Source organism: Lysinibacillus sp. GW823-FHT02G10 (assembly GCF_058797135.1).
On record NZ_JBXAJI010000004.1, the window covers coordinates 157,712 to 180,685 of the forward strand.

Below are 22,974 nucleotides of genomic sequence, written 5' to 3' on the forward strand. Positions count from 1 at the left end.
TACAGCCTATTCTCTATATCTTACATCATATACAATATCTGTTTCTCATAAAACTTTCATAGATACAAAAAAACACATTCTTCGAGGTTGAAAAACGCGTTTTTTTGCATGATATTGTTATTTTTCAATTGTTTGAACTTGGTACGCATCAATAATTTTAATTGTTTCATCCGCTACCCTACTACCTAAGGATGCGTACAGTTGTTTGTCGCCAATGATATAAAATTCTTCTTTGGCACGTGTTGCAGCTACGTTCATGATGTTTGGGTCTGACACTGCCCAAGTAGCTGCACCTTTACTATTTGTATCTGCACCGAGTACTAAGTAAACAATTTTTGCTTCTTTACCTTGGAATGTGTGCACAGTGCCTACGTTTATAACTCTACCTTCTTCACGCTTAGTAAAATGGATTTGATCTAAATCTTTAATTAAACGGTTAGCTACATTCCGGAACGGTGTAATGACATAAATTTCATTTGCTAATTCAGGCGTCTTCGTTAATTGAAGATTAATTAAACTTTTAAGGATATCGCTCTGCTCTTTTACGTATTTATCGCGTGCATTTCCTTTCACATCAATCCAAACCGCTTTTCCTTTTGCTTCGTTTTTTTCCTTCCCTTGTACCATAAGACCTTTATAGGAAATTGTGTTTGATATTGAAAACATTGGCTCATTACATCTTCTATGAACCCAAAGTGGAACACCTACCCAATCGTTCTCAGTTTTGTAGTAGCCAAATTGACTTGCTGTATCCATTAATGTTTGGGTTGAGGCGTCAGATGATACGTATTTATTATTCACCTTGTAATGACGACCAATTAAATTTAAAACATTGGAATCTAAGGTTAATACAGGTTTGATTTGTGATGGATCGCCAACAACCACTACTTTTTTACTTCTAAAAATGGCGCCAACACTTGCTTGTGGGAGTGCTTGACCTGCCTCATCGATAAATAAATAACCAAGACTATTTTCGTCAATTGAATGAAACATCCGGCTAAAGCTCGCAAAGGTTGTACTAATTACAGGAATCGCAAAATTTATCCAGTACCAAGCTTCTCTAACTATTAGTTGACCTGTTTCTCTACCTTCATATTCACCACGACTATTCCATATAATTTTGGAGGCGAATAGATGATCGACGTTGTCATATAAAAATTGCTTACGTACTCTCAAAGCTTGAATAAAAAGCTTCGTTTGCAGTTCACGGAATTTTTCAGTAAACCATGGATTTGATTTTTGTAATTCCTCATACGGCAAATCGAATTGTAAACCTTTTATATCATGCTTAGCTAATTCGGTTTCTAAATCACAAATTTGTTTTTTTAGTTTGTTTAATTTTTCTGTTTCAGCAGTAATCCAATTATTAAATTGTACAACTTTAGACTGCTTTTCGTTCGTCAACTTTTGTAATACATTTTTGATTGAATGAATATTTTGTTCATTTCGTTGATTCAGTTTAAGAAGGCTGTTTCGGTTTATTAGTAACTGTTTAAGCTCTTCATTTGCGTTCGTTAATTGTAGAAAATAGCGCTCGACTTTAGCTCTAAATAATAGTTTTTGTAGCCACAGGAAGCTCAGTTTTTTAGACTGGATTAGCGCATAATTTCGTTCTGCTTGCGCACGATTTAAATCTAATTCAGCAATTTGGTTAGCTGTGACAAGATGCTCGTTATTAAGGTTATTTAGCTCCACTTGTAGCTCATCCATTTTGCGGTCTGTGTCGTTTAAAAACTCATCAAGCACTTGTTTTTTCGCTTGTTCTCTTTGTTTTAGGTGTTGTTCCTTTTGTGTTAATTCCGGCTTTAGTTTACGAAGCTTATAATATTTTTCACTTAGATGCTGCATATTTTGACGTTCAAGACTTGCAGTTTTATACAAATTTTTGAATTCCTCATATACTTGTGGCTCCGGAATGTAGTTTTCCTTTAAGTCCTTGGTGATTAGCTCAATTGTTAAATTTAACTGCTCCATATTTGAAGCTTTGCCACCTTCTATAGAGAACGTACCCCAGTTATCTTGTCCTTTAAATGTCGGGTTCACTTCATACCTATTGTCGACATACTTTTTCTCAAGATGACAATTTGAAATATACGTAAAATAATTTACATTTTGTATCTCTTCAATAAACTTTTCATCGATTTCTTTTATTTTTGGCAGCTCATTTACGATATTTTGCACGGCACCATTATTGGAGCTAGCTACAATAATATTTTTACAGGCAATTGATGTTGGTAATCGACCAAATTTATATTTATCTTTGTAAACAATCGTTCGATCTACGTTTTTCATAGCACTTGAAACGATATCAATTGCCTGTTGAACAATTAAATCCGCAAAAATATCTTTTAACAGCGTTGTTTTACCAGTACCAGGTGGGCCATTTACACTTAAAATTGAATTTTTTTGGTTAAGTGCTAAATTAACCGCCGCCTGCTGCATAAAAGATAGAGCAAACGCTGTATTACTTGGAAATCTCCCTAATGGATAATACTTCGGCTGCATAACCTCTTCTTCAAAAACTGTTGGGTTAAACAAATCCGAATTCTTGTTACTATCTAAGTTAATTTTTGTGCCAGTAAAGCCATTTATATATTGATTTAAATTACGATTATTAAGCTGTTTTGCACGGTTTAAATCTGAAATAAAAAATGAATGAAGGTTAGTATCCCCATTTTCGATATCCGTCAAATATTTATAACGAAAATTATCTTGCGTCACATTGTATCGAGTATAAAGCTCATTAAACATCCCGTTAAAGTTTTCTTCAAAACGACGGCTCAAAATTTCTTTAAATTCATTCTCAACTTTACGTAAGTCTTCAGGGAAATCTCTTTTATTGCGAATATACCCACTACTTGTTAGAAATAAAAAATCATCTAAAAATTGCAATTCATGATTAAAATAAAGCGCAATTGTAAATTTTTCAGATTTAGCTATATCCTCATTTGTTTTTTTGATTTTATATTTTTTACGTAAAATTTCAACGACTTCCTCAAAGTCAAATATTCCAAAATACATAACTATGCCTGGTTTAAACTTTTTCGATCTAGCAAATGGATCTTTTCTTATTTGTTGTTCTATATACGTAGTAAAAAATTGTTTCCAATCTTGCTCTGGTCTATATAGTAAGTTGTACGATTTATCTTTTCTACTTATAGAGCCTTCTGAAAGCTGTTCTACAGTAATCCATGCATCCAATACATTATGATTTTTATTCACCATTAAATTCACCTATATAATTTATTATATTGCTCTTTTTTATATTTCAATTTTGATGCTGAATAATCCTCTACTTTATTGATTGTTGCCGTATATTTTTCTACCCCCAAAGCAAACACGCTTTATTCATATGGAAGAAAGCGTATAATTGTATCTTCTTAAATTTATCTTTTGACCACTATTTTTTGTGCCTATAACGAAAATCAAACGTACTTCTTTTCCCTAGCTCCATTAAACTTCTACTCATAGCCCTTGAAGAAGAATCATAATACAAACCTCGTTAATGAAGAATGGTTGAACTTAAAAACAACTGCTAAATATTTAGGGGTAAGTAAGAACTCCTTCTACAATTTTCAGATTTACGAATTAAATGTTTAAGAAGTAGCATACAAATTACTACCCATAGTTTTCGACACACTCACTGCACATTAGTGCTTGAAAGCCAAAAGTTTACGATTCAGCAAGTGATACATCGTTTAGGGCATAAAGATATTAAAGTAACGTTGGAAGTTTATACCCATGTCACAGCGGAATCGATGGAGAAGAATGCAGATATGTATGTGGAGTATTAAACCAGCACAGTTTCTATGTAGCGAAACAATAAAAAAAATAAAATGCAGCCTAAATTCAGCTGCATTTAATAATACATTTCCAACTGGATTATTGAACTTGATTTACTATTCTATAGAATTATTCTTTACTTCTTATTCAAATACCTTGGAAATCTTCTGCAAGGATAATTGATAATTCATCTTTAGTAGGGTTTTCAATTTGCGCAGCTCTTTTAGCATGATTCATCAATAATTCATCAAATATATTACGAACAAGTCGGGCATTTGAAAAACTTTCATCTTTCTTCTCTACTAACTCTGTTAAAGTAATTTTAATTTTATTTTTAGCCTCTGAGTGTAAAATATATTCATTTTCATTACACATTGAAATTAAAATTGCTTCTAGTTCTTCAATACAATAATCCTCAAATTCAATAAATGTATTAAAGCGTGATTTTAATCCTGGATTTGATTCAAAAAATTTGTTCATCGGCTCTATATAACCAGCTACTATTACTACTAAATCTTCACGATAATCTTCTAACGCTTTTGTCAGTTCAGTTAAACATTCACGACCATATGAGTCACTCTGGTCATTTTCCGTAATACTGTATGCCTCGTCGATAAAGAGTACGCCACCTTTTGCTTTTTCGATAACTTTTTTAACTTTAATTGCTGTTTGACCTTGATAACCTGCTATTAAATCTGTCCTTGATACTTCTAAAAAGTGGCCTTTTGAAAGTAATCCAATTTTTTTATAAATATGACCGACAATACGAGCAACTGTAGTTTTCCCAGTACCAGGATTACCTAAAAATGCTAAATGCAGTGTATTTTTGGTTTGTACTAGATTGTGAGCTTTACGCATTTGCTGCACTTTCTGATAAGCAATTAATTTATTTACCTGTGATTTTACTTTTCCAAGTCCAATTAATGCTTCTAAGTCAGATAATAGTTCTTGCAGTGAACGCTTATCTTCAGTTTGAATTTCGTTATTACAAATATCTAAAACAGTTAAGTATCCGTAATATTTTATCAAATGTTCTTTTAGTACTTTCGACATCATTTTTACTTCAGAGCTATAATTTTTCGAATCGACTACAGCATTTATTTTTTTCAATAGAGCAATCGTTGCAACTTCATCCTGAATTTCAGTTACAATTAAAGCTAACTTTGTAATTTCACCACTGTCACCTACAATTGCATCTAACTTAGAAGCAAAATCTAATAATTCTTTTACATATTTATTACTCATTTATACAATCCCTAAAATATTTAAGACGTACAAAATAATTACTAATCCCAATGAAGATCCACCTAATAACATAGTATTTTTATTTTTTTTCGTTAATAGTTGTATTTCATTTTCGTATTGTTTCTTTTGATCACTCATTTGCGTATTAATTACAACAAGCTTTTCTTCCAAAGATTTTACTTCGCCTTGTAGTACGCTCGACTTTTCTTTTGATTCTTCGATATCCTCCCACACTTGGTCGATATCATAAAGATGTTGAAGTTTTTTTAATGAATCAACAAAATTAATTAATAAATCAATACGATGACCATTTGTTAAATCATTTTTATTTATTTCAATAATTTGTTCGCCTAGTTGTTCTACATCACTTTTAAAAGTTTGAGTATTTTCCCATACCTCATCAATTTGTAAAACATGCTCAAGCTTATTTAAATTATCCGTAAAACTTTTAATTTTACTAATCGTTTTATTTTGAGATTCAATAGAAATAGTACAGCTACTCAACGTCTGCTCGATAGATTTAATACCTCGCTTAGCTTCCTGTGCGTTGTCCCATAATACATCGATGGAATTTAAATGCCTTTGTTTACTCAAGTCGGCTTTAAATTTCATTAAACCTTTAACAGATTCACTTTGTTGCAAAGCGTCATCATCCAGTTTTTGGATTTTACTAATAATAGTCCTTAATTCTTTACTAAATCTCTGTGTATCCTCCCAAACTTCGTCAATATTCTCTAGGTATTTAAATTTATCGAGCTTGTCTTTAAAATCCCCTAATATCTTAAGAGTCTTTTTCTGAACTTCAATCGTTTTTTTTATATCTTTCTGAGCTTCTTTCGCTTTCATACTTGCCTTCTCAGCTGCTTTTACAGATACTAAAATACCTTGAATATATTCATTGTCTAAAGCTTCTAATGCATTATAAACTTCACCAAACTCTTTAATAAATTTAGAATTTAAGTTATTAAATTTAATTAAGTAATCTTGTACTTGGCTTGTTAAACTATTTAACTCAGCACCAGTTACTTTATGGTCAAACCAATTAAATAATCCCCCACTCACATCTACTTGTTTTAATGCTAGTTGGTCTGGTTTCGTTAAAGAAAATTGCTTAATATTATTTTTTGCTTTGTCAAAATTATGTTTTTTAATAACTATATTCGTCATGTTTTACCTCTATCTCATTAATGATTCAATGTCTTTTGTTAAATCCTCGAATGCACGGTCATTGCTTTGGTTTTCCATACTATTAATATTTAATAGAGCCTCTTTAACAACTTCAGAGACTTTTTCATGTCGCTCTACAATTACGATTCCCACTGTTTCTTTAACAGTGTAGTCTTTTTTTGCTCTTCGTTATATTTTTCTTCACTTATTAATCGGTTAACAACATTTACGTTGGTGTTTTTTACATCGTGTTGGTTATTTAACTCACTCTTTTTTTGTAATGTATTCATCAATGTTATAGCTGCTGCGCCAATTACAACTGTTCCAGTTATAAACTTTACAAATGATTTAAATTTCATCGTCAATAGCTCCTTCAATAAGACTTAATCTAAAAGGCCTTTAATAATTTGGTCCATTTCATCAAATGAATCATCATTATTATTGGAATCTGCTTCACCTTCACTAAAAATATTTTTTAATGAATTCTCCATTTCATCTTGAGCCATAGCATGTCGTTTAGCTATTGAATCTCTTACTGAATTTTTTTTGTTGGAAAACTTTTCTCCACTAACCATAATCAATTGTGCTTGCGTATCTAATATTTCGTTACTCTTTTCGATTTGATCACTTAAATTGATCTCTTTTTGTTTTTTCTCAACAGCTTTATTAATTATATTTATCGCAATAGCACCTATTATTCCAGCAGTCAAACCACCTGCAAATAAACCAATTAGATTTGCTAAGCTTCCTAAAAGAGGAATTTCTACAGCTAAGAACGGTATAGTCATTAAGCTTTTCTCGATTATTTCACCAAGCACTATAGCACTTACAGCACTTAATCCAGCCATGACAATTTTCCCCGTTTCTAATAGACGAATACTAAGAGGTTGATCTTTATTATCCGGATTTTTTAAATAGTTCACAGCTTCTTTAAGAGACTTCCAACCTTGCTTTAAAAAAATCCATACTTTTTTTATAGTTGCGAAAATTGGTCCAACAATCGCCGTCATTATTGTCGTTAATACATTGTTACTCGCATTTTTTAAATGTAACTTTAAATTGCTAATGAACGATTTTACAGCTTCTTTAATATACTCCATTAAAGTTTTTAAACTTTTTTGTGCTGACTTTAACCATTTTACTAGCTTACTAATAACCTCTTTAGTGAACTCAGCAAACAGCAACATAATGGCAGATCTTAAAGCTTTGCCTCCAATGCGGAAAGCTTCTTCCTTTCGAGACTGTTTTCCTGCCTCAATAGATCTCTGCTCTCCTTCTTTCTTTCTTTTTTCATATTCTTCATGAGCAACTTTATCTTGTTCTCTTAATTCATCCCCATTTACGTTAAATCGTTCCTCTGGTTTTTTCCCATCCCTCTCACTTTTTAACCAGTCTTTCATAGAACTATCATTTTTTGACTGGTTAGCAGCTGAGTCTAAATCATTTAAGTTTTTGTCACTATTTGCAAATGCAACCTGTTCTTCTCGACTTAAATGTGCATTAGCTGCAGCATCACGGTTAATTTCCGCAGTAGGAATAGTATGGTCTTTATGAACGCTAGCTGAGCCTTTATCTCGCCCTTTATCAAAATCATCACGAGCATCTTTATTTAAAACTTTTATTTCTTTCCCTGTTCTTGAGTCGATTCTTGTTTTTACATTTCCATTTTCATCTTTTTGAAAGCGAGCTTGATAATTGTCGTACCGTTTTTGATAATCAAGTGTCTCTTCCTGTATCTTTCCATTTATCTCAACTTTTATCGTTTGTTTGTTATGTGTTGCAATTTTACCCTTTTCAAAATTTTCAGTCGTTTGGATATGCGCATCTTTACGAAGATCTAGCGTTAAATCATGATTTTCACCAATAAAATCTGTTCCAGCTTTTGCTGCAATTTGATTCATAAATTGTTCCCAAACTACGCCTTTAATAATTTCCCCTAAATTATCCTCATTACCTATTTTCTTTTGTTCTTCTTTTAATAAATGTAAATCAGACATATGCAGTTCAATTTCGTGTTCTAATTTACTTTCTAACTCATCAAAATCCAATGTGCCTTCGACGTCTATATTTTCTAAAAATAAATTCATATTTTCTTTTGACATTGTCACAACTCCTAACATTATTTAATTACATTTACATACACATTATGTCACATTATACTTCCTTATACTGTAAAACTAAAATGGTTTTTTATACAGATAGCACATTGAATATATATAGGCTAATAAATAATTTATTAATACAATGATGCCTAAACCTTAAAATACTTTCGTTCAATTTTTTTTATTATAAATTAAAACAACTATAACTTATAATTACAAAAGTATTGAATTACTAATAGATTTTTTGGTATATAATTTAAAAATCTCCATACTGCTTGCTCCACAAGCACAATTGGAGGACAATGGATCTGATTCCGAAAAATCCGATGTCTGGTGTTGAGCTTCCTTCTGAAAAGAAAAATCAGTTCGAGCATGAGAATGAGGTTTTTAAAGAGAATTATTATAGCCGTGAGGAATTAACAGAATTTCTAGCTTGCTGTAAAAAAGATTTGTCGCCACTAAAATATACTACATTTCATTTACTTCTCATAGTGGATTACGTAAAGGTGAATGTTTCTCGCTGACTTGGGCCGATGTGAACTTTGAAACGGCTGTTTTACGCGTAAATAAAGCAGTCGGATATTCTAAAACTCGAGGGTTGCATATAAAGAACACAAAGACGTCAAAACCGCGCGTTGTAGATTTAGATGAGGAAACGCTTAACATCCTGCGTAAATGGGCTGAAACGCAGCGATTAGAACTTTCTAAAGAGCGGCTGAAGGTTAAAGCTGATAACAAGCAGCTATTATTCCCGAATGGTCAAAATGAACTGATGCATCCATCTAAAACGAGTACTTGGATTCGTAATGTGCAGAAGAAAAATAATCTTCGAGAAATCTCTACTCATGGCCTACGTCACACTCACTGTTCATTGTTATTCGAATCTGACTTCTTTACACCAGCACAAGTGATGGAACGATTAGGTCATACGGATTTAGAAACGACGATGAAGATCTATACACACGTTACTCGACAATCACTCGCGAATAGTACGAAAAACTATTTGAACTTCATTAAGAGCGATGTTAATGAATAAAAGTTGTCAAAAACCGTGACAACTTTTTGGCAACTATATTGGCAACTTTTATACTGAGGATGTATGAGGTTATTTGCGAGTACAAAATAAAAAACCCTTGATACACAAGGGTTTGAGACATTCATTTGAGCCTATATAAGACTAAATGAAATTAAGTATATGGAGACGGCGGGAGTCGAACCCGCGTCCAGAAACTCCAATACTTCAGCTTCTACGCGTGTAGTTTGCCTATTTACGATTCACGTAACATTATGCCGACAAACAGGCGTCCTGTACGCTAACCTGGAAATCTCTTGCCGATGACTCAGGTGGCACCATCGACCGTATCCCACTAAAGTTGGGCCCCACGTTCTCTACATGGGCGATAGAGAGGCAGAGCGCTTACGAGCTTAGGCTGCGAAAGCTAAGTTTTGTTGTTTGCCAGTTATTATATAACTGTCGTTGATGACGGAGCCGAGCCCTCCGACGCGCGACCAAAGCTTGAACCATCCCTGTCGAATCCGTAACGTCCCCGGATATAATCCGGTTATAAACCGTTCGGACAACGCTGCATAGTGCAGGTTGTAAATGAACATCGTATGAGTAGATGCTCACTGGCATGTGTTACTATTATAAAATAAATAGCTTAAAACATCAAGTAGAGACACTTTATAAGTTGGATCAGCGTTCTTATAGAAGCCTAGGAAAAGTTAAGCATCTCTACTTTTCTAACATTCTAGTTTATCGCGATTTTTTTTCCTTTGAAGAAGTCTTTCCTCTAAATTGCTTGTGCCGATTATAACGCCTGAAATAATAATTAAACTGCCGATAAATTGTTGCAGTGTAATGATTTCATGCAAAAATAAGGCCGCTCCAATGAGTGCGAATATGGTATTGAAATTCACAAAAATAGCGGATTCCGCTGCACCAATGTGTTTTATACATAAATTATATAGTGTATGTCCGATGGAAGTAGCTAAAATAGCAGACATGAAAAATACGAGCCATATGAACGGACTGAATGATAAAAATGCCCAGTAGCTTCGGAAGCTTGTAGCGAATGTGAAAATTAATAAGAGTGATGAGCCTATGAGAAGCATCCAGCCTGTCATCAGCATGGGAGAGATGACTTTCGTGGCACGGCGAATGGCAAGAAAGCTAAAGGCCTGCAAAAAGAATGACATAAAGACGAGAAAATCACCTAGCTGTAAATTCGTTAGCTCGGTAATGTCGTCCACCACTGCGAATAGCACGCCAACTCCACCAAGTGCAAAGCCAATTAATTTAGATTTTGTCATAACCGTGTCTTTAAATAGTACGGCAATGAGTGCCGTAAAAAGTGGACTTAAGCCACTAATAATGGCTGTTTTCATGGCTGTTGTTTGAACGATGCCATATGCTAAAAAGACATGGTGACAAATGACGCCGAAAAAACAACCAATGAATATGTACTTAAATGGCATTCCTTTTACATAAAGCGGTTGCTTCGTTAGCTTTAAAATAATAAAAATCGTAATAGCTGCAAGAAAAATACGCGCCGTTTGTATCGTTAATGGATCGCCATTGGAAACAATTACTTTCAACCATGTAACATTCATGCCCCAAAGAAACATAACGAAAACTAAAATGGAATAAACCTTTGCATTTGCCAAGTCATCACCTCCTGTTTTATTCGATCGCAAGATAAGTAGCCTTTCTATGTTCAATGGGACAACAGGCTAACATCTGCAGCAGGACCCATATTGAAATTTGCCTCAATAATGGAGCATTTATAATAAGTCTAGTAGACTATTCATAAGAAAGTAGGCCGCTAGGAAAGACATCGCCTTCCAAACAGCCTACCATACTTCATACCCATCCTTAAGCAGTTCTCACCTTTTGATAAATGTATGTTCCATCTTTCATTTCATCAAGCTGTACGGGGTCACCGATTTGGACATTTTCTTGAATGCGCACTGTTAGCTTGGCTGTTGAATCCTTTAACTGTACTAGTGCAACAGTATACGGTGCCAAATGGGCATATTCTGCTGGTGCAATATGAATGACCGTAAAGCTGTACACGGTTCCCTCATCTGGGACTTCTCGTTCGTTTTTAATTTCTTGGCGGCAGGTGCTGCAATACACTTTTTTCGTTACTGACTCTACACCACAGCATTCATAAACCTTCATCTGCTACACCCTTTCTAATATGTGGACAACCGAATAAGAACCAGTGCCACCTAAATTTTGTGCAAGTGCTAATCGCGGTCGTTTTTCTAGCTGGTTTGGTGCGTGTCCGCGTAATTGTAGTACTAATTGGTAAAACTGCGCCACACCTGTTGCGCCAATAGGATGTCCTCTTGATAAAAGCCCTCCGCTTGTATTGACAGGCTTTTCTCCGTTCACGCGCGTTTTTCCTTGCTCAATAGCCAGCCAGCCTTCTAATTTCGGGAAAAAACCAAGCTCTTCAATAGCCAGCATTTCTGTCATAGAGAAGCAATCGTGAATTTCCACAACATCAATATCCTCAGGACCAACCCCTGCTTTTTCATAGGCTTGCTGACCTGAAATGCGGATCGCTGGTAATGATAGTAAATCAATGGCATCCTGCATCATTGTCGGTCCTGAAGCCTGTGCAGATGCTACTATTTTAATATCCGATGGCTTACGAGATAACACAACTGCTGCTGCGCCATCTGTAATCGGTGAACAATCGAATAAGCCAAGTGGATCTGTAATCATGCGTGCGTTCATTATTTCTTCGAGTGTTGCTGGTTTTTGGAATTGGGCTAATGGATTTTGCAATGCATTTTCACGGTTTTTCAACGCTAATTTTGCTAAATGGGATTTATTTGCACCTGTCTCATGGAAGTAGCGGTTTGCGACTACGCCAAAAAATCCTGGGAAAGTTAGACCCGCATAACGTTCGTTTGTCGTCTGATCCATTGCAGAGTTAATAAATTGCGTGACAGTGGCGGTTGGGGCATGCTTCATTTTTTCTACACCAACAACTAAAACGCTTTCATATTCGCCACTTAATATACCTAAAATACCTTGTCGTAATGCAATACCACCTGATGCACAGGCACCCTCTAATTTGGCTGTAGGGATGGGTCCGAGCCCTAGGTCATTTGCTACGATCGCACCTAGAATTTCTTGATTGGCTAAGCTACCTCCCATATAGTTACCAACAAAAACCGCATCGATTTTTAAGTCTCTTGCCTCATCTAGCGCCTCTTTACTAGCAGTGAGCATTAAATCCTTCAATGAAGCATTTTCATTGTTACCGAACTTCGTCATGCTTACACTATGAACATATACCGTCATTGCGTCACCTCCATATGCTGTTTTACTAGCTCACGCTTTAATATTTTCCCGTAGGAGCTTTTTGGTAGGGCTTCAACTACGAAAATTTCTTTTGGCTTTTTAAAGCTTGCTAAATGTTGCTGGCAAAGCTCGATTAAGGCAGCCTTCTCAATTTCCCCACGGCCGTTTGGCACGACATAGGCGACAATGGATTCGCCCCATTTGTCATCTGGAATACCAATCACACATGTTTCCTTGACGAATTCATGCTTGTTCAACACTTCCTCTACTTCTCGCGGATAGATATTTACACCACCTGAAATAATGACCTCCTTTTTACGGTCCACGATCGATAGGTAGCCATGCTCATCTAGCTTGCCTAAATCGCCTGTATGAAGCCAGCCATCACGCAATGTTTCTGCTGTCGCCTTTTCGTTATTCCAATAGCCCTGCATAATAAGCGGGCCCTTTGCTGTAATTTCGCCTATTTCTCCTACTGGACATTCATTGCCCTCAGCATCCACGATTTTCACATCAACAAAAGGTCCAATTCTACCACATGAATCAAGGCGGGATGGTAAATCCTCGCGTGGCATCATCGAAATGCACATCGGTCCCTCTACTTGACCATAGGTTTCTACAAATTTTGTTCCTACTTTATCTAGTGCCTCTTGCAACTTAGCAGCAGCGATCGGTGAGCCTGCCATATTAATCGATTTAATGGTACGAAGCTTCTGCGGGTCGAACTGATCGTGCTGAATCATAAGGTTGACCATCGTTGGGACTAGGAAAATGATTGAAATACGATCCTGCTCTAATAAATGAACAAATTGCTCTGGCTCAAATTTATCGTAAATAACTTGTGTTAAGCCATAGAGCCATGCCACATGACTTAAAAAATTTGCCCCGTGTGTCAGTGGTGCGACGTGACCGAGCATATCCGTATAGTCAACTTCACACGCTATTGCTAAGGATAGGGCTCCACTAACCATATTGCGATGTGACAGCATAACACCTTTCGGATTACCTGTCGTTCCTGAAGTATACATAATGGCCATCGTATCATTTTCTTCCACTTCATTTTCATGGGACTGCCCTTTAAACTGTTTTACTACTAGCTCATACGGTTCTCCACAATAAAGAATAGGAAAGTCAATTTGTAGCGGATCAATTAATGATTTTTCACCAATCATCAGACTCATACCTGAATCCTTCACCTGATACTCATGTTCTTTCGGATGCAAGCGGTAATTAAGTGGGACTTTAATAAGACCATATAAAGAAACAGCTACATCAAGTTCTATATGCTCTAATCTATTTGACATTAAAATACCTACGCGCTCTCCTTTTTGTAAGTTAAGGCTTTTAAAATAAGCTGTTAGAGCATAGGCCCGTTCCATCAAATCGGCATAGGAAATCGCACGATCTTTGAATTTAACTGCTATTTTATCTGGATACGCTCGAGCCGATTTCAGTGCTAATTGGCCAATTGTACTCATTTATCTTCCCCCTATTCATCAAAATGAAAAATTAGAACCCCAAATTGTTGATCCTTCCGTCTTTTCGGTATCGCCTCTCTTAATGGATAGAGGATGAATTCGACTGTGATAGCGATTTCATTTTCTCCTTCAAGAAAATGACCACCAGTAAAATGTTGATCACAATCGACAAAAGATCCATGGAAATGAATATCTAAATCATTCGTCTCCATATCTATCCCAATAAACCCTAAACCAGAAATAAGTTCGACCGGAGAGGTAGTTTGCCGTTTTGGTGAATAAACAATGGTCCCTTGCTTTTCACCTCTTTGAACTTGGACATAGGTAGCCTGCTTTAGGGATCCCATGCATTGAAATTGCCCTCCCTTTACCCCAAAGTGATTGCAAACCTCTTTCATCCCAGTAAATAAATCTGTTCCTGCTTTCAATCTTCCGATAATTCTATCCGTAGGTCGGTCATACAAAGCTTGCCAACGAGAATTATCCAATACTAATCCCTCCATCTACCTTTAACACCTGAGCAGTTGCATAGCTAGCCTCCCTCGATGCAAAGTATAAGACAGCACTTGCAATATCATCAGGTGTGCCGATACGCTTAATAACCTGCTGATCTAAATTGTATGGAACCCCTGTTGTAATACCTGTTAAGGTTGCGCCTGGTGCCACGGAGTTACAAGTAATATTAAGTGGGCCAAGCTCTTTTGCTACCCATTTCGTAAGGGCAATTACCCCTCCTTTTGATGCAGCATAAGCTGGACCTGATCGACCTGTACCATCTTCACCAGATGTAACACCACCGTTTAAACCTGAAACTGAGCTAATATTAATAATCCGACCATATTGAGCATCCTTCATATGTGGGTACACACATGCCTGGGTAAACATAAATGTTGCTTTTAAGTTCGTATCAAGATCACGCGACCATTCCTCAAAAGTCATTGTTTCAATATTTTTGCGACTACATGTCCCAGCATTGTTCACCAAAATATGAATCTCTCCATACTTTTCAACTGTGCGATTGACTGTTGCTTTCACAAACTCTGCATCACGAATATCTCCTAAGCATTCTAAATAGCTATCATGTGCTAGTTTTTCAATTGTCTTCTCACATGAATTTAAGTCAACTAAAACAACATGTACCCCTTGCTTTGAAAGCTGGACCGCAACTGCTTGTCCAATCCCACTTGCTGCTCCTGTAACAATCGCTACATCATCTTTTAATGTCATCATAGTTTTCCCCTTTGCTATTTAATATTTAATAAATCTGGTAAAAATGTTGATAGAGAAGGTATATAGGTTACAAGTAATAAAACGATAACCGAAGCAACAATAAACGGGACCACTCCTTTGGAAATTTGAATGATATTAGCCTTTGACATACTTGCTGCAACATATAAATTCAAGCCAACAGGTGGTGTAAATAAGCCGATTGCTAAGTTAATTGTCATAAACACGCCAAATACAGCTGGGTCTACATCGAGCATTAACATAATTGGAAGTAATATCGGGACGAATATATAAAACGCAGAAATGGCATCAATAAATGCACCCGCAATTAATAAAATAATATTTACTAGTAGTAAAATAATGATTTTATTATCTGTTAAACCTAAAACCGTATTTGAAATAGTAGAGGCGATTTGCTCTGTTGTGACAATATAGGCAAAGACAGAGGCGGCACTTACGATAATCATTACAACAGCTGTTTGTAACGCCGACTCAATAAAAATACGATACATCATTTTTATGTAGCCTTTTCGATGAATGAACAGTCCGACAATTAGTCCATATACAACCGCAATAACTGCCGCTTCTGTTGGTGTGAAAAACCCTCCATAGATACCACCTAAGATAATGACAGGAATCATTAATCCTGGTAGTGCCTTTATAAATGCATCCCAACGTTCTTTTCCTGTACTTTTTTGCTTAGTTGCTTCCACAGAGTCATTAAAAATACCCTTTTGAATATCACGTTTGCGGACATACATCCCAGCAATAAATAAACCGATACCTACTAAAATACCTGGTATAACCCCTGCCATAAAAAGACGGTTAATTGTAATTGGGATTTGATCTCCTGCTACTACTGCAAAAATAATGAATGCAATCGATGGGGGAATAATAATACCTATCGCACCCGCACTTGCCACTAATCCACCAGCAGTTTCTTTACGGTAGCCGTTTTTCACCATTGCTGGAATGAGAATACCTCCAATTGCAGCAACTGTGGCTGGACCAGACCCTGAAATAGCAGCGAAGAAAATCGCTACTAATACCGTTACAAGTACAATTCCACCTTTACGATGTCCTACTAATGTTTGTGCAAAGTCGATTAAACGCTTAGAAATTCCGATATGGTCCATAATGACACCAGCTAAAATAAAGAATGGAATCGCTAATAGCGTAAACTTTGCCACGCTCGTATACATAATATCTGTTAATGCCTCAAAACCAGATAGTCCTTGTGATGTAAATAGGACTACCATTGAGGCTACCGCTAAGGAAGCAGCGATTGGTACCCTTAAAAATACGAGCAATATAAAGGAGCCAAAAAGTAATAATGCTATCATACGAGCTCATCCCCTTTCGCTCCATTCCCTTCATTACTCACTGCTTTATACTCTTCTAACATTGCTTGAACTGTACGAATTAAGCACAGTAATGCACCTAGTGGTAATGCCGAAGATAAAATCCACTGCGGCATCCCTAAGGCTGGTGTTGTTTGATTAATCTGCATTTGGAACAATACCATATCAATGCCGTAATAAAGTAATACTGCAAACAATACACCACTCGCTACTGATGAAATAATGACAATCGCCTTTTTTGTCAGCTTGTTCCCTTTATCGAACAATAAGGTAAAACCAAGGTGTGCGTATCTCCGCACACCTAATGCTGTCCCAACAAATGTAAGCAATACTAACAAATTAACTGTGATTTCTTCTGTAAAAGAAAGGGATAAGTTGACTAAATTACGAGAAACAATGTTTACAAATGTTATAAATGTAATCGCTGCAAATGTAACGCTTAATATAATCTCTTCAAAGTAGTCTAAGAATTTCATATGTTTCCCCCTTATGGCGTAAACGCTTTCAGTAAATCTTCTCCCCAAATATCTGTGTATTTATCATAAATAGGCTGAACAGCTTTTTTAAACGCTTCCAATTCTGCATCTGTTGGCGTATAAACATTCATTCCTTTACCTTTTAAATCTTCAATTTGTGATGCTTCTTTTTCACGTGCAATTTTCACTTGATATGCAGCTGCCTCTTTACCTAGTCGATCAAATAATTCACGGTCTGCATCACTTAAAGAATCATATAGCTTTTTATTCATACCTAACACTAATGGATCATATGAATAGTTCCACAATGTTAAGTAATCCTGAACTTCATCTAGCTTTGACGAAGCAATAACATCAATAGGATTTTCTTGCCCATCAATCGTTCCTTGCTGCAATGCTGTAAACACTTCTGAGAATGTCATTGTTGCAGGATCTGTTCCTAATGAACGGTATAAATCTGTGTACATGGTAATACCAGGTATACGAATCTTTAATCCATTTAAATCTTCTGGTAGCTTAATTTCACGCTTACTATTCGTTATTTGACGGAAACCATTTTCTCCATAGCCTAAAGCTTGTACTCCCTTTTCAGCTAAAAGTCCTTTAAGCTTTTCTCCCCCTTCTCCATTAAACACTTTATCTACCTCTGAATGATCCTTAAGTAAAAAAGGTGCACTTGTCACACCAAAACGTTGATCTAAAATCGAATAAATAATCGTAGAGTTAAATGTTAAATCAATTGAACCCTTTGCTAAGCCTTCAACAGCCTTACCAGAATCTCCCCCAGATAATTGTTCATTCGTAAATACTTCAATTTTAATGCGACCATCTGTTTCTTTATCCATATCATCTGCCAGTTTTTTTGCTGCCTCATACCATGTTGATGAATCTGATACTGTGACAGACATTTTTAATTTATATGACTTTTCTTTATCATCAGCATCCCCGCTACTGCTACCACCACAGGCAGCTAGTATTGCTGATACGATCAAGAGCATAGCCAAGAGAAGATTTCTCCCTTTTAAAAATTTCCTCATAAAATATCCCCCTACTCTTTTTATATTAGATTCTATAATTATTTTATAATTCCGAAAAATCTAAATATATATTCTTAGGGGATAAAAAGTTACATGATAATTGAGTGATTTTTGTCTCTAATAAATAAAAAACATACAAATAACAGCATTTTTAAGTATTTAATTAGATGCTTTTTCTTTTTCGAAACAGCAAAATAGCAATCATTAATTCCAGTTTGTTTTCATTATTATTAATATCAATCTTTAAAAGCTTTTCTATTTTTTTTAAGCGATATTTTAATGTATTTTTATGAATATGAAGGGCATCAGCAATTTCCTGTAAGCCTCCTTTACTTTTTAGCCACATTTCTAGATTGTATATTAGTTCTTCTTCCTCTATTAAAGAACCAATTGTTCTGCCGATGAAATGGCCAACCTTTTGTTCATCAAGGTCGGACAATAGTAACTCTAATTTCAAATCCTCTTCAAATACTATTTGTCTATTTTCTATAGCAACCGTTAACGCTATATTTGCTTCATTATAGGATGCATTTAGCTCAAAGAAGGAATGTGAGTTGCCGACGCCTATAAATATATCGTCATCATATAGCTTTATCAGTTTACGGTTAAATGAATGAAGTGTTTGCTCTAAATGAATACGCGTTATTTTGGGGACAAGCAGCACTAGCTTATCAAAGCTCCATTGAAAAATATGTAATTGAGGATGGATTATTTGAATTGCACGCAAATAATCCACCCCCTTCTCATCGATTCTCCTATTCAATTGAATTATAATAATTCGATTGTAGAGCTCTGTATCAATATTTAACATTTCTGCTCGTTGCTCTAGCAACAATTGATTTACCTGACCATTTAATAAATCTAGCAGGAAGAGCTCAAACATTTTAGTCTCTCGTTCTTTTTTACGGTGCATTAAAAAATCTTCCACAAAAAACTGTGTAATTTTCTGAACAAGCTTCCCGTATTTTTCTATTTCCACAGGTTGTCCAGTAACACCAATTACTCCGATTGATGTATCTTCAATAACTAATGGCATGACAAGACCCTCACGCACACCCTTCAATTGAACCGACAGTTCCTTCGTCATATGCATGACTTCTTTGTTTTTCATGGCTATTAAAGCACCCTCATGAAATTGATTCATCCTCGACATGTCTGTGCTGGCAATAATAAATCCATTATGATCGATTACAACAACATTTTGATCAATCAACTCACCAAGCTCTCTTACAATTTTTGTGCCAATTATTTGCAAATCAAACATTGTGCCACCCCCCATAAAGATTAATATACTGATTATGCCGAAAATTTAGTATATTTTAGCTATTTTACTACAGTTTTCTATGCTCTTGTAGATAAAATCAACAATATGTGCGGCTTGCATGCTTGCTTCTAGATTTTCTTTATGGATACCAGATTGAATTTGCAGCAAGCAACCAGGATTGGCTGTGACAATCACTGTAGGCTGTAGCGCCTTAATCGTAGCCATTTTTGTAGTTAAAATATTATCTGCTGATGCAGGCTGCAATAAATTATATATTCCTGCTGAACCACAACATGTATTGGCATTTGGCAGCTCTTTAAAGTGCACATTCGGTAGGGCCTGTAAAATCATTCTTGGCTCATTGAAGATTTTATTAACATTGCGTAAATGGCAGGAATCCTGATAGGTTACAAGAGTCTTGTTTACTTGTTGTGGCAAGGTTGCTAAATAATCCAGTAGCCCAGCTTTGACAAGCAGACTTGAAATATCAATTGTCTTCTTTGAAAATCGAACTGCTTTTTCACGATAGCGTTCATCACTATGTAAGTGCTTTTCATATTCCTTTAAGAAAGCACCACAACCACCTGCGTTATTAACAATATAGGTATAATCATCTGAATCAAATAACTCTACATTACGAATTAAGTTTTGCTTACCACGCTTTAGTTCACCACTATGTCCATGGAGTGCTCCGCAGCAACTTTGATTATCTGGAATAACGACATCAACACCAAGCAATTGTAGCAAGGACACCGTTTTTTCATTTGTTTCCTTATAAAGTGTATCCATTAGACAGCCTGTAAAAAAGGCCACCTTCATCGAAGCTGTTTTTACCTTCTTTAATGGCTGTACCTTTTTAGCTACGGGAGGTAAAGATGCCTCCATTGTTTTTAAATGCTTTGGGAATAAATTTAAAAAGCCAATTTTCCGTACAGCTTTTTGTAGACCTGTTTTTTGATAAAGATGCACTAGACTAACTGCATGCTCCATATTTTTTTGCTTGACGAAAAGATGATTGAAAACAATTTTTCTTGTTGTTTTTTCTACGAAGGAAGATTGCTTCACTTCTTGTACGGCTTCACGGGTTTGCTCAATTAAAGCACCATACTGTACACCAGCTGGACATGCCGGCTCACATGCGCGACATCCTAAACATAAATCGAATGATTGTTCTACAGATGCATCGAAAGGTACAATCCCGTCACGTACTGCCTTCATTAAGGCAATGCGTCCACGTGGTGATTGTGCCTCATCCTGCTCCATGTGAAGATAGGTCGGACAGCTTGGCAAACAGAAGCCACATCTCATACAGTCGAGCAATAGATTTTCATCGACATGTGTCTGGAAGGATTGCTGCATTTGCTGTTGTACGTTAGTTACCACCATGTACCACCACTCTTTTCTTCGTTTCTTTAGCAAAGACTTTGCCAGGATTCATAATATGGTTAGGATCGAAAGTTTGCTTAATGTTTTTCATTACATTGATACCGATAGGACCAATTTTCCATTCTAAATAAGGTGCTTTCATTTCACCTACACCGTGCTCCCCTGTAATCGTGCCACCTAGCGACAGTGCTGCCTCAAAAATTTCCGAAAATGCCGCTTCCACACGGTGCATCTCCTCTTCATCTCGCAAGTCTGTTAAACATGTAGGATGCAAATTTCCATCCCCTGCATGACCAAATGTGGCAATATTGACATTGTACTTTTCGGATATATCATTAATTCTCATCACCATTTTGGCCAGCTCTGATCGTGGTACTGTGGCATCCTCTAAAATAACTGTCGGTTTTAATTTTGCTAATGCTGATAATGCGACACGTCTTGCTGTTTTAATTTGCTCCGCTTCCTGTGCATCTTTTGCAATTTGCGTAAAGAGAGCTCCACTTTCTTCAGCGATTCGTACCATTTCTTTGACATCTTGTTCTACTTGATGCATTTCACCATCCTGCTCAAGTAATAGCATTGCTTCTACATCTGTTGAGAGTCCAATTTTCATATATTGCTCGACGGCGCTAATTGTTTTTTTATCAAGAAATTCTAGCGTTACGGGAATGATTTTATTGGCAATAATACTAGAGACTGTTCTCGCAGCATCCTCTAAGGATTCAAAGTATGCGATGCTCGTCATTTTATATTGTGGCAACGGAATAAGCTTTAAAGTAATCGCTGTTACGACACCCAATGTTCCCTCTGCTCCAACAAATAATGATGTGAGGTCATAGCCCGCTACGTCCTTTGCTAGTTTGCCACCTGTTTCTAAAATATCCCCGTTTGGTAAAACAACTTGTAGACCTTTGACATAATCCTTTGTTACACCATATTTTAAGCCACGCAAGCCACCTGAGTTTTCACTAACATTGCCACCAATCGTAGAAATTCTCATGGAGCTTGGATCAGGAGGGTAAAATAAACCATGTGCTTCGACGAATGTACAAAGATTCTCAGATATAATGCCAGGCTGGACTGTAATCGTTAAATTTTCCTTATCGAAATTTAAAATTTGATCCATTCTATTAAATAAAATCACTACGCCCCCATCGTAAGGCACCGTTCCTGCTGCAAGATTTGTTCCAGAACCTCGCGGAATAATTGAAATTCTATATTCATTACATACTTTAGTTACCTCTGCAATTTCCTCTGCATTCCCTGGTGAAATGACAAGATCAGGTAAGCGCTGAAAATTTGCCGTTGCATCATAGGAATATGCTAAAAGCTGTGCAGTTGAGTTTTTAATGTATTTTTCACCAACAATGTGCGTAATTTTTTCGATAACTGTTTTATTCATAAGACTCACCTCGAAATGAATTATGTAGTTACTACAATTTTAATTGTTTGAATTTTCTAAACATATGTCTTGGAAGATAAAAAAGGGGATTATATTTTAATTTTTTTGTGTTATAGGACCAAAAAAAGAAGCTGTTGGATAGATCCAAACAGCTTCTAACAAATTTGCTTCAATATAGAAAAAAACAGATGAGAAAGTTCGGCACTTGCCTGCTTTCTCATCTGCCTTTTTAACGCTGGCGTTCCTTGAAGACACGTTCCATCTCGCGTTTGGCTTCTTTTTTGCGCATGTCGCTGCGCTTGTCGTAGTCTTTTTTCCCTTTACCAATGCCGATTAGAAGCTTGGCGTAGCCATCCTTGATGTACATTTTCAGTGGAACGATTGTGTAGCCATCACGTTTTACGGCACCGACTAGCTCGCCGATTTGCTTTTTGTGGAGCAGCAGCTTGCGGGTGCGTAGTGGATCGTGATTGAAGCGGTTGCCTTGTTCAAAGGCGCTAACGTGCATATTGTTGATCCATGCTTCGCCATTGCGGACGCGGACAAAGGAGTCTTTCAGTTGAACTTTGCCTGCACGGATGGATTTGATTTCTGTACCTGTTAGGACCATGCCTGCTTCGATTGTTTCTTCGATGAAGTAGTCGTGGCCTGCTTTTTTGTTTTGTGCTAATACTTTACCAGAACCTTTTGCCATATCTTTCACCCTCTACTTAAAAGGTTGAGCT

General features: G+C 36.3%; 21 protein-coding genes and 1 other RNA gene. 3 read left to right on the plus strand and 19 right to left on the minus strand.

From position 1 onward, the window contains the following. Nucleotides 1-117: 117 nt before the first annotated feature. Nucleotides 118-3,222: an AAA domain-containing protein gene (locus AC1RFD_RS14780; protein WP_492475018.1), complete on the minus strand. Its 3,105-nt coding sequence runs from the start codon at nt 3,220-3,222 to the stop codon at nt 118-120. A 392-nt stretch (nt 3,223-3,614) separates the two neighbouring features. On the opposite strand from AC1RFD_RS14780, the gene AC1RFD_RS14785 reads away from it, so the two are divergent. Continuing rightward, nucleotides 3,615-3,794: a tyrosine-type recombinase/integrase gene (locus AC1RFD_RS14785; RefSeq protein WP_492475055.1), complete on the plus strand. Its 180-nt coding sequence runs from the start codon at nt 3,615-3,617 to the stop codon at nt 3,792-3,794. Between the two features lie 136 nt (nt 3,795-3,930). On the opposite strand, the gene AC1RFD_RS14790 is transcribed toward AC1RFD_RS14785, so the two are convergent. The 4 genes from AC1RFD_RS14790 to AC1RFD_RS14805 form a co-directional block, all read right to left on the minus strand. Beyond that, the gene (locus AC1RFD_RS14790) at nt 3,931-5,028 is read right to left on the minus strand and encodes an AAA family ATPase (RefSeq protein WP_492475019.1); all 1,098 of its coding nucleotides are present in this window, start codon (nt 5,026-5,028) and stop codon (nt 3,931-3,933) included. Then, nucleotides 5,029-6,195: a hypothetical protein gene (locus AC1RFD_RS14795; protein ID WP_492475020.1), complete on the minus strand. Its 1,167-nt coding sequence runs from the start codon at nt 6,193-6,195 to the stop codon at nt 5,029-5,031. It abuts the gene before it with no gap. Nucleotides 6,196-6,335: 140 nt separating this feature from the next. Further along, nucleotides 6,336-6,554: a hypothetical protein gene (locus AC1RFD_RS14800; RefSeq protein WP_492475021.1), complete on the minus strand. Its 219-nt coding sequence runs from the start codon at nt 6,552-6,554 to the stop codon at nt 6,336-6,338. Between the two features lie 24 nt (nt 6,555-6,578). Continuing rightward, complete coding sequence (locus AC1RFD_RS14805) at nt 6,579-8,297, minus strand: cation diffusion facilitator family transporter (RefSeq protein WP_492475022.1); 1,719 nt, start codon at nt 8,295-8,297, stop codon at nt 6,579-6,581. A 302-nt stretch (nt 8,298-8,599) separates the two neighbouring features. On the opposite strand from AC1RFD_RS14805, the gene AC1RFD_RS14810 reads away from it, so the two are divergent. After that, nucleotides 8,600-8,821 carry a hypothetical protein gene (locus AC1RFD_RS14810; RefSeq protein WP_492475023.1) on the plus strand — a complete coding sequence of 74 codons (222 nt, stop codon included), beginning with the start codon at nt 8,600-8,602 and terminating at the stop codon, nt 8,819-8,821. Next, entirely contained in the window at nt 8,818-9,333 is a 516-nt protein-coding gene (locus AC1RFD_RS14815) for a site-specific integrase (RefSeq protein WP_492475056.1), read from the plus strand. The genes AC1RFD_RS14810 and AC1RFD_RS14815 overlap by 4 nt, the downstream gene beginning before the upstream one ends. A gap of 157 nt (nt 9,334-9,490) precedes the next feature. Here AC1RFD_RS14815 and ssrA read toward each other — a convergent pair. The 14 genes from ssrA to smpB all read right to left on the minus strand — a co-directional run bounded on the left by ssrA (nt 9,491) and on the right by smpB (nt 22,943). Beyond that, nucleotides 9,491-9,846, minus strand: a transfer-messenger RNA (tmRNA) gene (gene ssrA, locus AC1RFD_RS14820). 194 nt (nt 9,847-10,040) lie between these two features. Beyond that, on the minus strand, nt 10,041-10,964 hold the full coding sequence (locus AC1RFD_RS14825; protein WP_492475024.1) for a DMT family transporter: 924 nt from the start codon (nt 10,962-10,964) through the stop codon (nt 10,041-10,043). 208 nt (nt 10,965-11,172) lie between these two features. Beyond that, on the minus strand, nt 11,173-11,481 hold the full coding sequence (locus tag AC1RFD_RS14830) for a Zn-ribbon domain-containing OB-fold protein (protein WP_054549530.1): 309 nt from the start codon (nt 11,479-11,481) through the stop codon (nt 11,173-11,175). Nucleotides 11,482-11,484: 3 nt separating this feature from the next. Continuing rightward, nucleotides 11,485-12,618, minus strand: a complete 1,134-nt coding sequence (locus tag AC1RFD_RS14835) for a thiolase C-terminal domain-containing protein (protein ID WP_009373209.1) — start codon at nt 12,616-12,618, stop codon at nt 11,485-11,487. Then, nucleotides 12,615-14,096: a class I adenylate-forming enzyme family protein gene (locus AC1RFD_RS14840; RefSeq protein WP_054549531.1), complete on the minus strand. Its 1,482-nt coding sequence runs from the start codon at nt 14,094-14,096 to the stop codon at nt 12,615-12,617. Before AC1RFD_RS14840 ends, AC1RFD_RS14835 begins: the two co-directional genes overlap by 4 nt. An 11-nt stretch (nt 14,097-14,107) precedes the next feature. After that, a complete protein-coding gene (locus AC1RFD_RS14845; RefSeq protein ID WP_054549532.1) occupies nt 14,108-14,584 on the minus strand; it encodes a PCC domain-containing protein in 477 nt (158 codons plus the stop codon). After that, entirely contained in the window at nt 14,577-15,326 is a 750-nt protein-coding gene (locus AC1RFD_RS14850; protein ID WP_009373217.1) for an SDR family NAD(P)-dependent oxidoreductase, read from the minus strand. The genes AC1RFD_RS14845 and AC1RFD_RS14850 overlap by 8 nt, the downstream gene beginning before the upstream one ends. A 14-nt stretch (nt 15,327-15,340) precedes the next feature. Then, complete coding sequence (locus AC1RFD_RS14855) at nt 15,341-16,666, minus strand: TRAP transporter large permease (RefSeq protein ID WP_054549533.1); 1,326 nt, start codon at nt 16,664-16,666, stop codon at nt 15,341-15,343. Then, nucleotides 16,663-17,160: a TRAP transporter small permease gene (locus tag AC1RFD_RS14860; RefSeq protein WP_054549534.1), complete on the minus strand. Its 498-nt coding sequence runs from the start codon at nt 17,158-17,160 to the stop codon at nt 16,663-16,665. The genes AC1RFD_RS14855 and AC1RFD_RS14860 overlap by 4 nt, the downstream gene beginning before the upstream one ends. 11 nt (nt 17,161-17,171) lie before the next feature. Beyond that, on the minus strand, nt 17,172-18,197 hold the full coding sequence (locus tag AC1RFD_RS14865; protein ID WP_054549535.1) for a DctP family TRAP transporter solute-binding subunit: 1,026 nt from the start codon (nt 18,195-18,197) through the stop codon (nt 17,172-17,174). Between the two features lie 163 nt (nt 18,198-18,360). Next, the gene (locus AC1RFD_RS14870) at nt 18,361-19,461 is read right to left on the minus strand and encodes a CdaR family transcriptional regulator (protein ID WP_054549536.1); all 1,101 of its coding nucleotides are present in this window, start codon (nt 19,459-19,461) and stop codon (nt 18,361-18,363) included. Nucleotides 19,462-19,506: 45 nt separating this feature from the next. Further along, on the minus strand, nt 19,507-20,847 hold the full coding sequence (locus tag AC1RFD_RS14875) for a (Fe-S)-binding protein (protein WP_259949782.1): 1,341 nt from the start codon (nt 20,845-20,847) through the stop codon (nt 19,507-19,509). After that, the gene (locus AC1RFD_RS14880; RefSeq protein WP_492475025.1) at nt 20,834-22,249 is read right to left on the minus strand and encodes an FAD-binding oxidoreductase; all 1,416 of its coding nucleotides are present in this window, start codon (nt 22,247-22,249) and stop codon (nt 20,834-20,836) included. Before AC1RFD_RS14880 ends, AC1RFD_RS14875 begins: the two co-directional genes overlap by 14 nt. Nucleotides 22,250-22,478: 229 nt before the next feature. Then, complete coding sequence (gene smpB / locus AC1RFD_RS14885) at nt 22,479-22,943, minus strand: SsrA-binding protein SmpB (RefSeq protein WP_054549539.1); 465 nt, start codon at nt 22,941-22,943, stop codon at nt 22,479-22,481. Between the last annotated feature and the right edge of the window lie 31 nt (nt 22,944-22,974).

Excerpts from the sequence above, each read along its gene's own strand:
- AC1RFD_RS14790 (WP_492475019.1), bottom strand. The coding sequence starts at position 5,028 with ATGAGTAATAAATATGTAAAAGAATTATTAGATTTTGCTTCTAAGTTA.
- AC1RFD_RS14795 (WP_492475020.1), bottom strand. The coding sequence starts at position 6,195 with ATGACGAATATAGTTATTAAAAAACATAATTTTGACAAAGCAAAAAAT.
- AC1RFD_RS14800 (WP_492475021.1), bottom strand. The coding sequence starts at position 6,554 with ATGAAATTTAAATCATTTGTAAAGTTTATAACTGGAACAGTTGTAATT.
- AC1RFD_RS14805 (WP_492475022.1), bottom strand. The coding sequence starts at position 8,297 with ATGTCAAAAGAAAATATGAATTTATTTTTAGAAAATATAGACGTCGAA.
- AC1RFD_RS14810 (WP_492475023.1), top strand. The coding sequence starts at position 8,600 with ATGGATCTGATTCCGAAAAATCCGATGTCTGGTGTTGAGCTTCCTTCT.
- AC1RFD_RS14830 (WP_054549530.1), bottom strand. The coding sequence starts at position 11,481 with ATGAAGGTTTATGAATGCTGTGGTGTAGAGTCAGTAACGAAAAAAGTG.
- AC1RFD_RS14835 (WP_009373209.1), bottom strand. The coding sequence starts at position 12,618 with ATGACGGTATATGTTCATAGTGTAAGCATGACGAAGTTCGGTAACAAT.
- AC1RFD_RS14840 (WP_054549531.1), bottom strand. The coding sequence starts at position 14,096 with ATGAGTACAATTGGCCAATTAGCACTGAAATCGGCTCGAGCGTATCCA.
- AC1RFD_RS14850 (WP_009373217.1), bottom strand. The coding sequence starts at position 15,326 with ATGATGACATTAAAAGATGATGTAGCGATTGTTACAGGAGCAGCAAGT.
- AC1RFD_RS14855 (WP_054549533.1), bottom strand. The coding sequence starts at position 16,666 with ATGATAGCATTATTACTTTTTGGCTCCTTTATATTGCTCGTATTTTTA.
- AC1RFD_RS14860 (WP_054549534.1), bottom strand. The coding sequence starts at position 17,160 with ATGAAATTCTTAGACTACTTTGAAGAGATTATATTAAGCGTTACATTT.
- AC1RFD_RS14865 (WP_054549535.1), bottom strand. The coding sequence starts at position 18,197 with ATGAGGAAATTTTTAAAAGGGAGAAATCTTCTCTTGGCTATGCTCTTG.
- AC1RFD_RS14870 (WP_054549536.1), bottom strand. The coding sequence starts at position 19,461 with ATGTTTGATTTGCAAATAATTGGCACAAAAATTGTAAGAGAGCTTGGT.
- AC1RFD_RS14875 (WP_259949782.1), bottom strand. The coding sequence starts at position 20,847 with ATGGTGGTAACTAACGTACAACAGCAAATGCAGCAATCCTTCCAGACA.
- AC1RFD_RS14880 (WP_492475025.1), bottom strand. The coding sequence starts at position 22,249 with ATGAATAAAACAGTTATCGAAAAAATTACGCACATTGTTGGTGAAAAA.
- smpB (WP_054549539.1), bottom strand. The coding sequence starts at position 22,943 with ATGGCAAAAGGTTCTGGTAAAGTATTAGCACAAAACAAAAAAGCAGGC.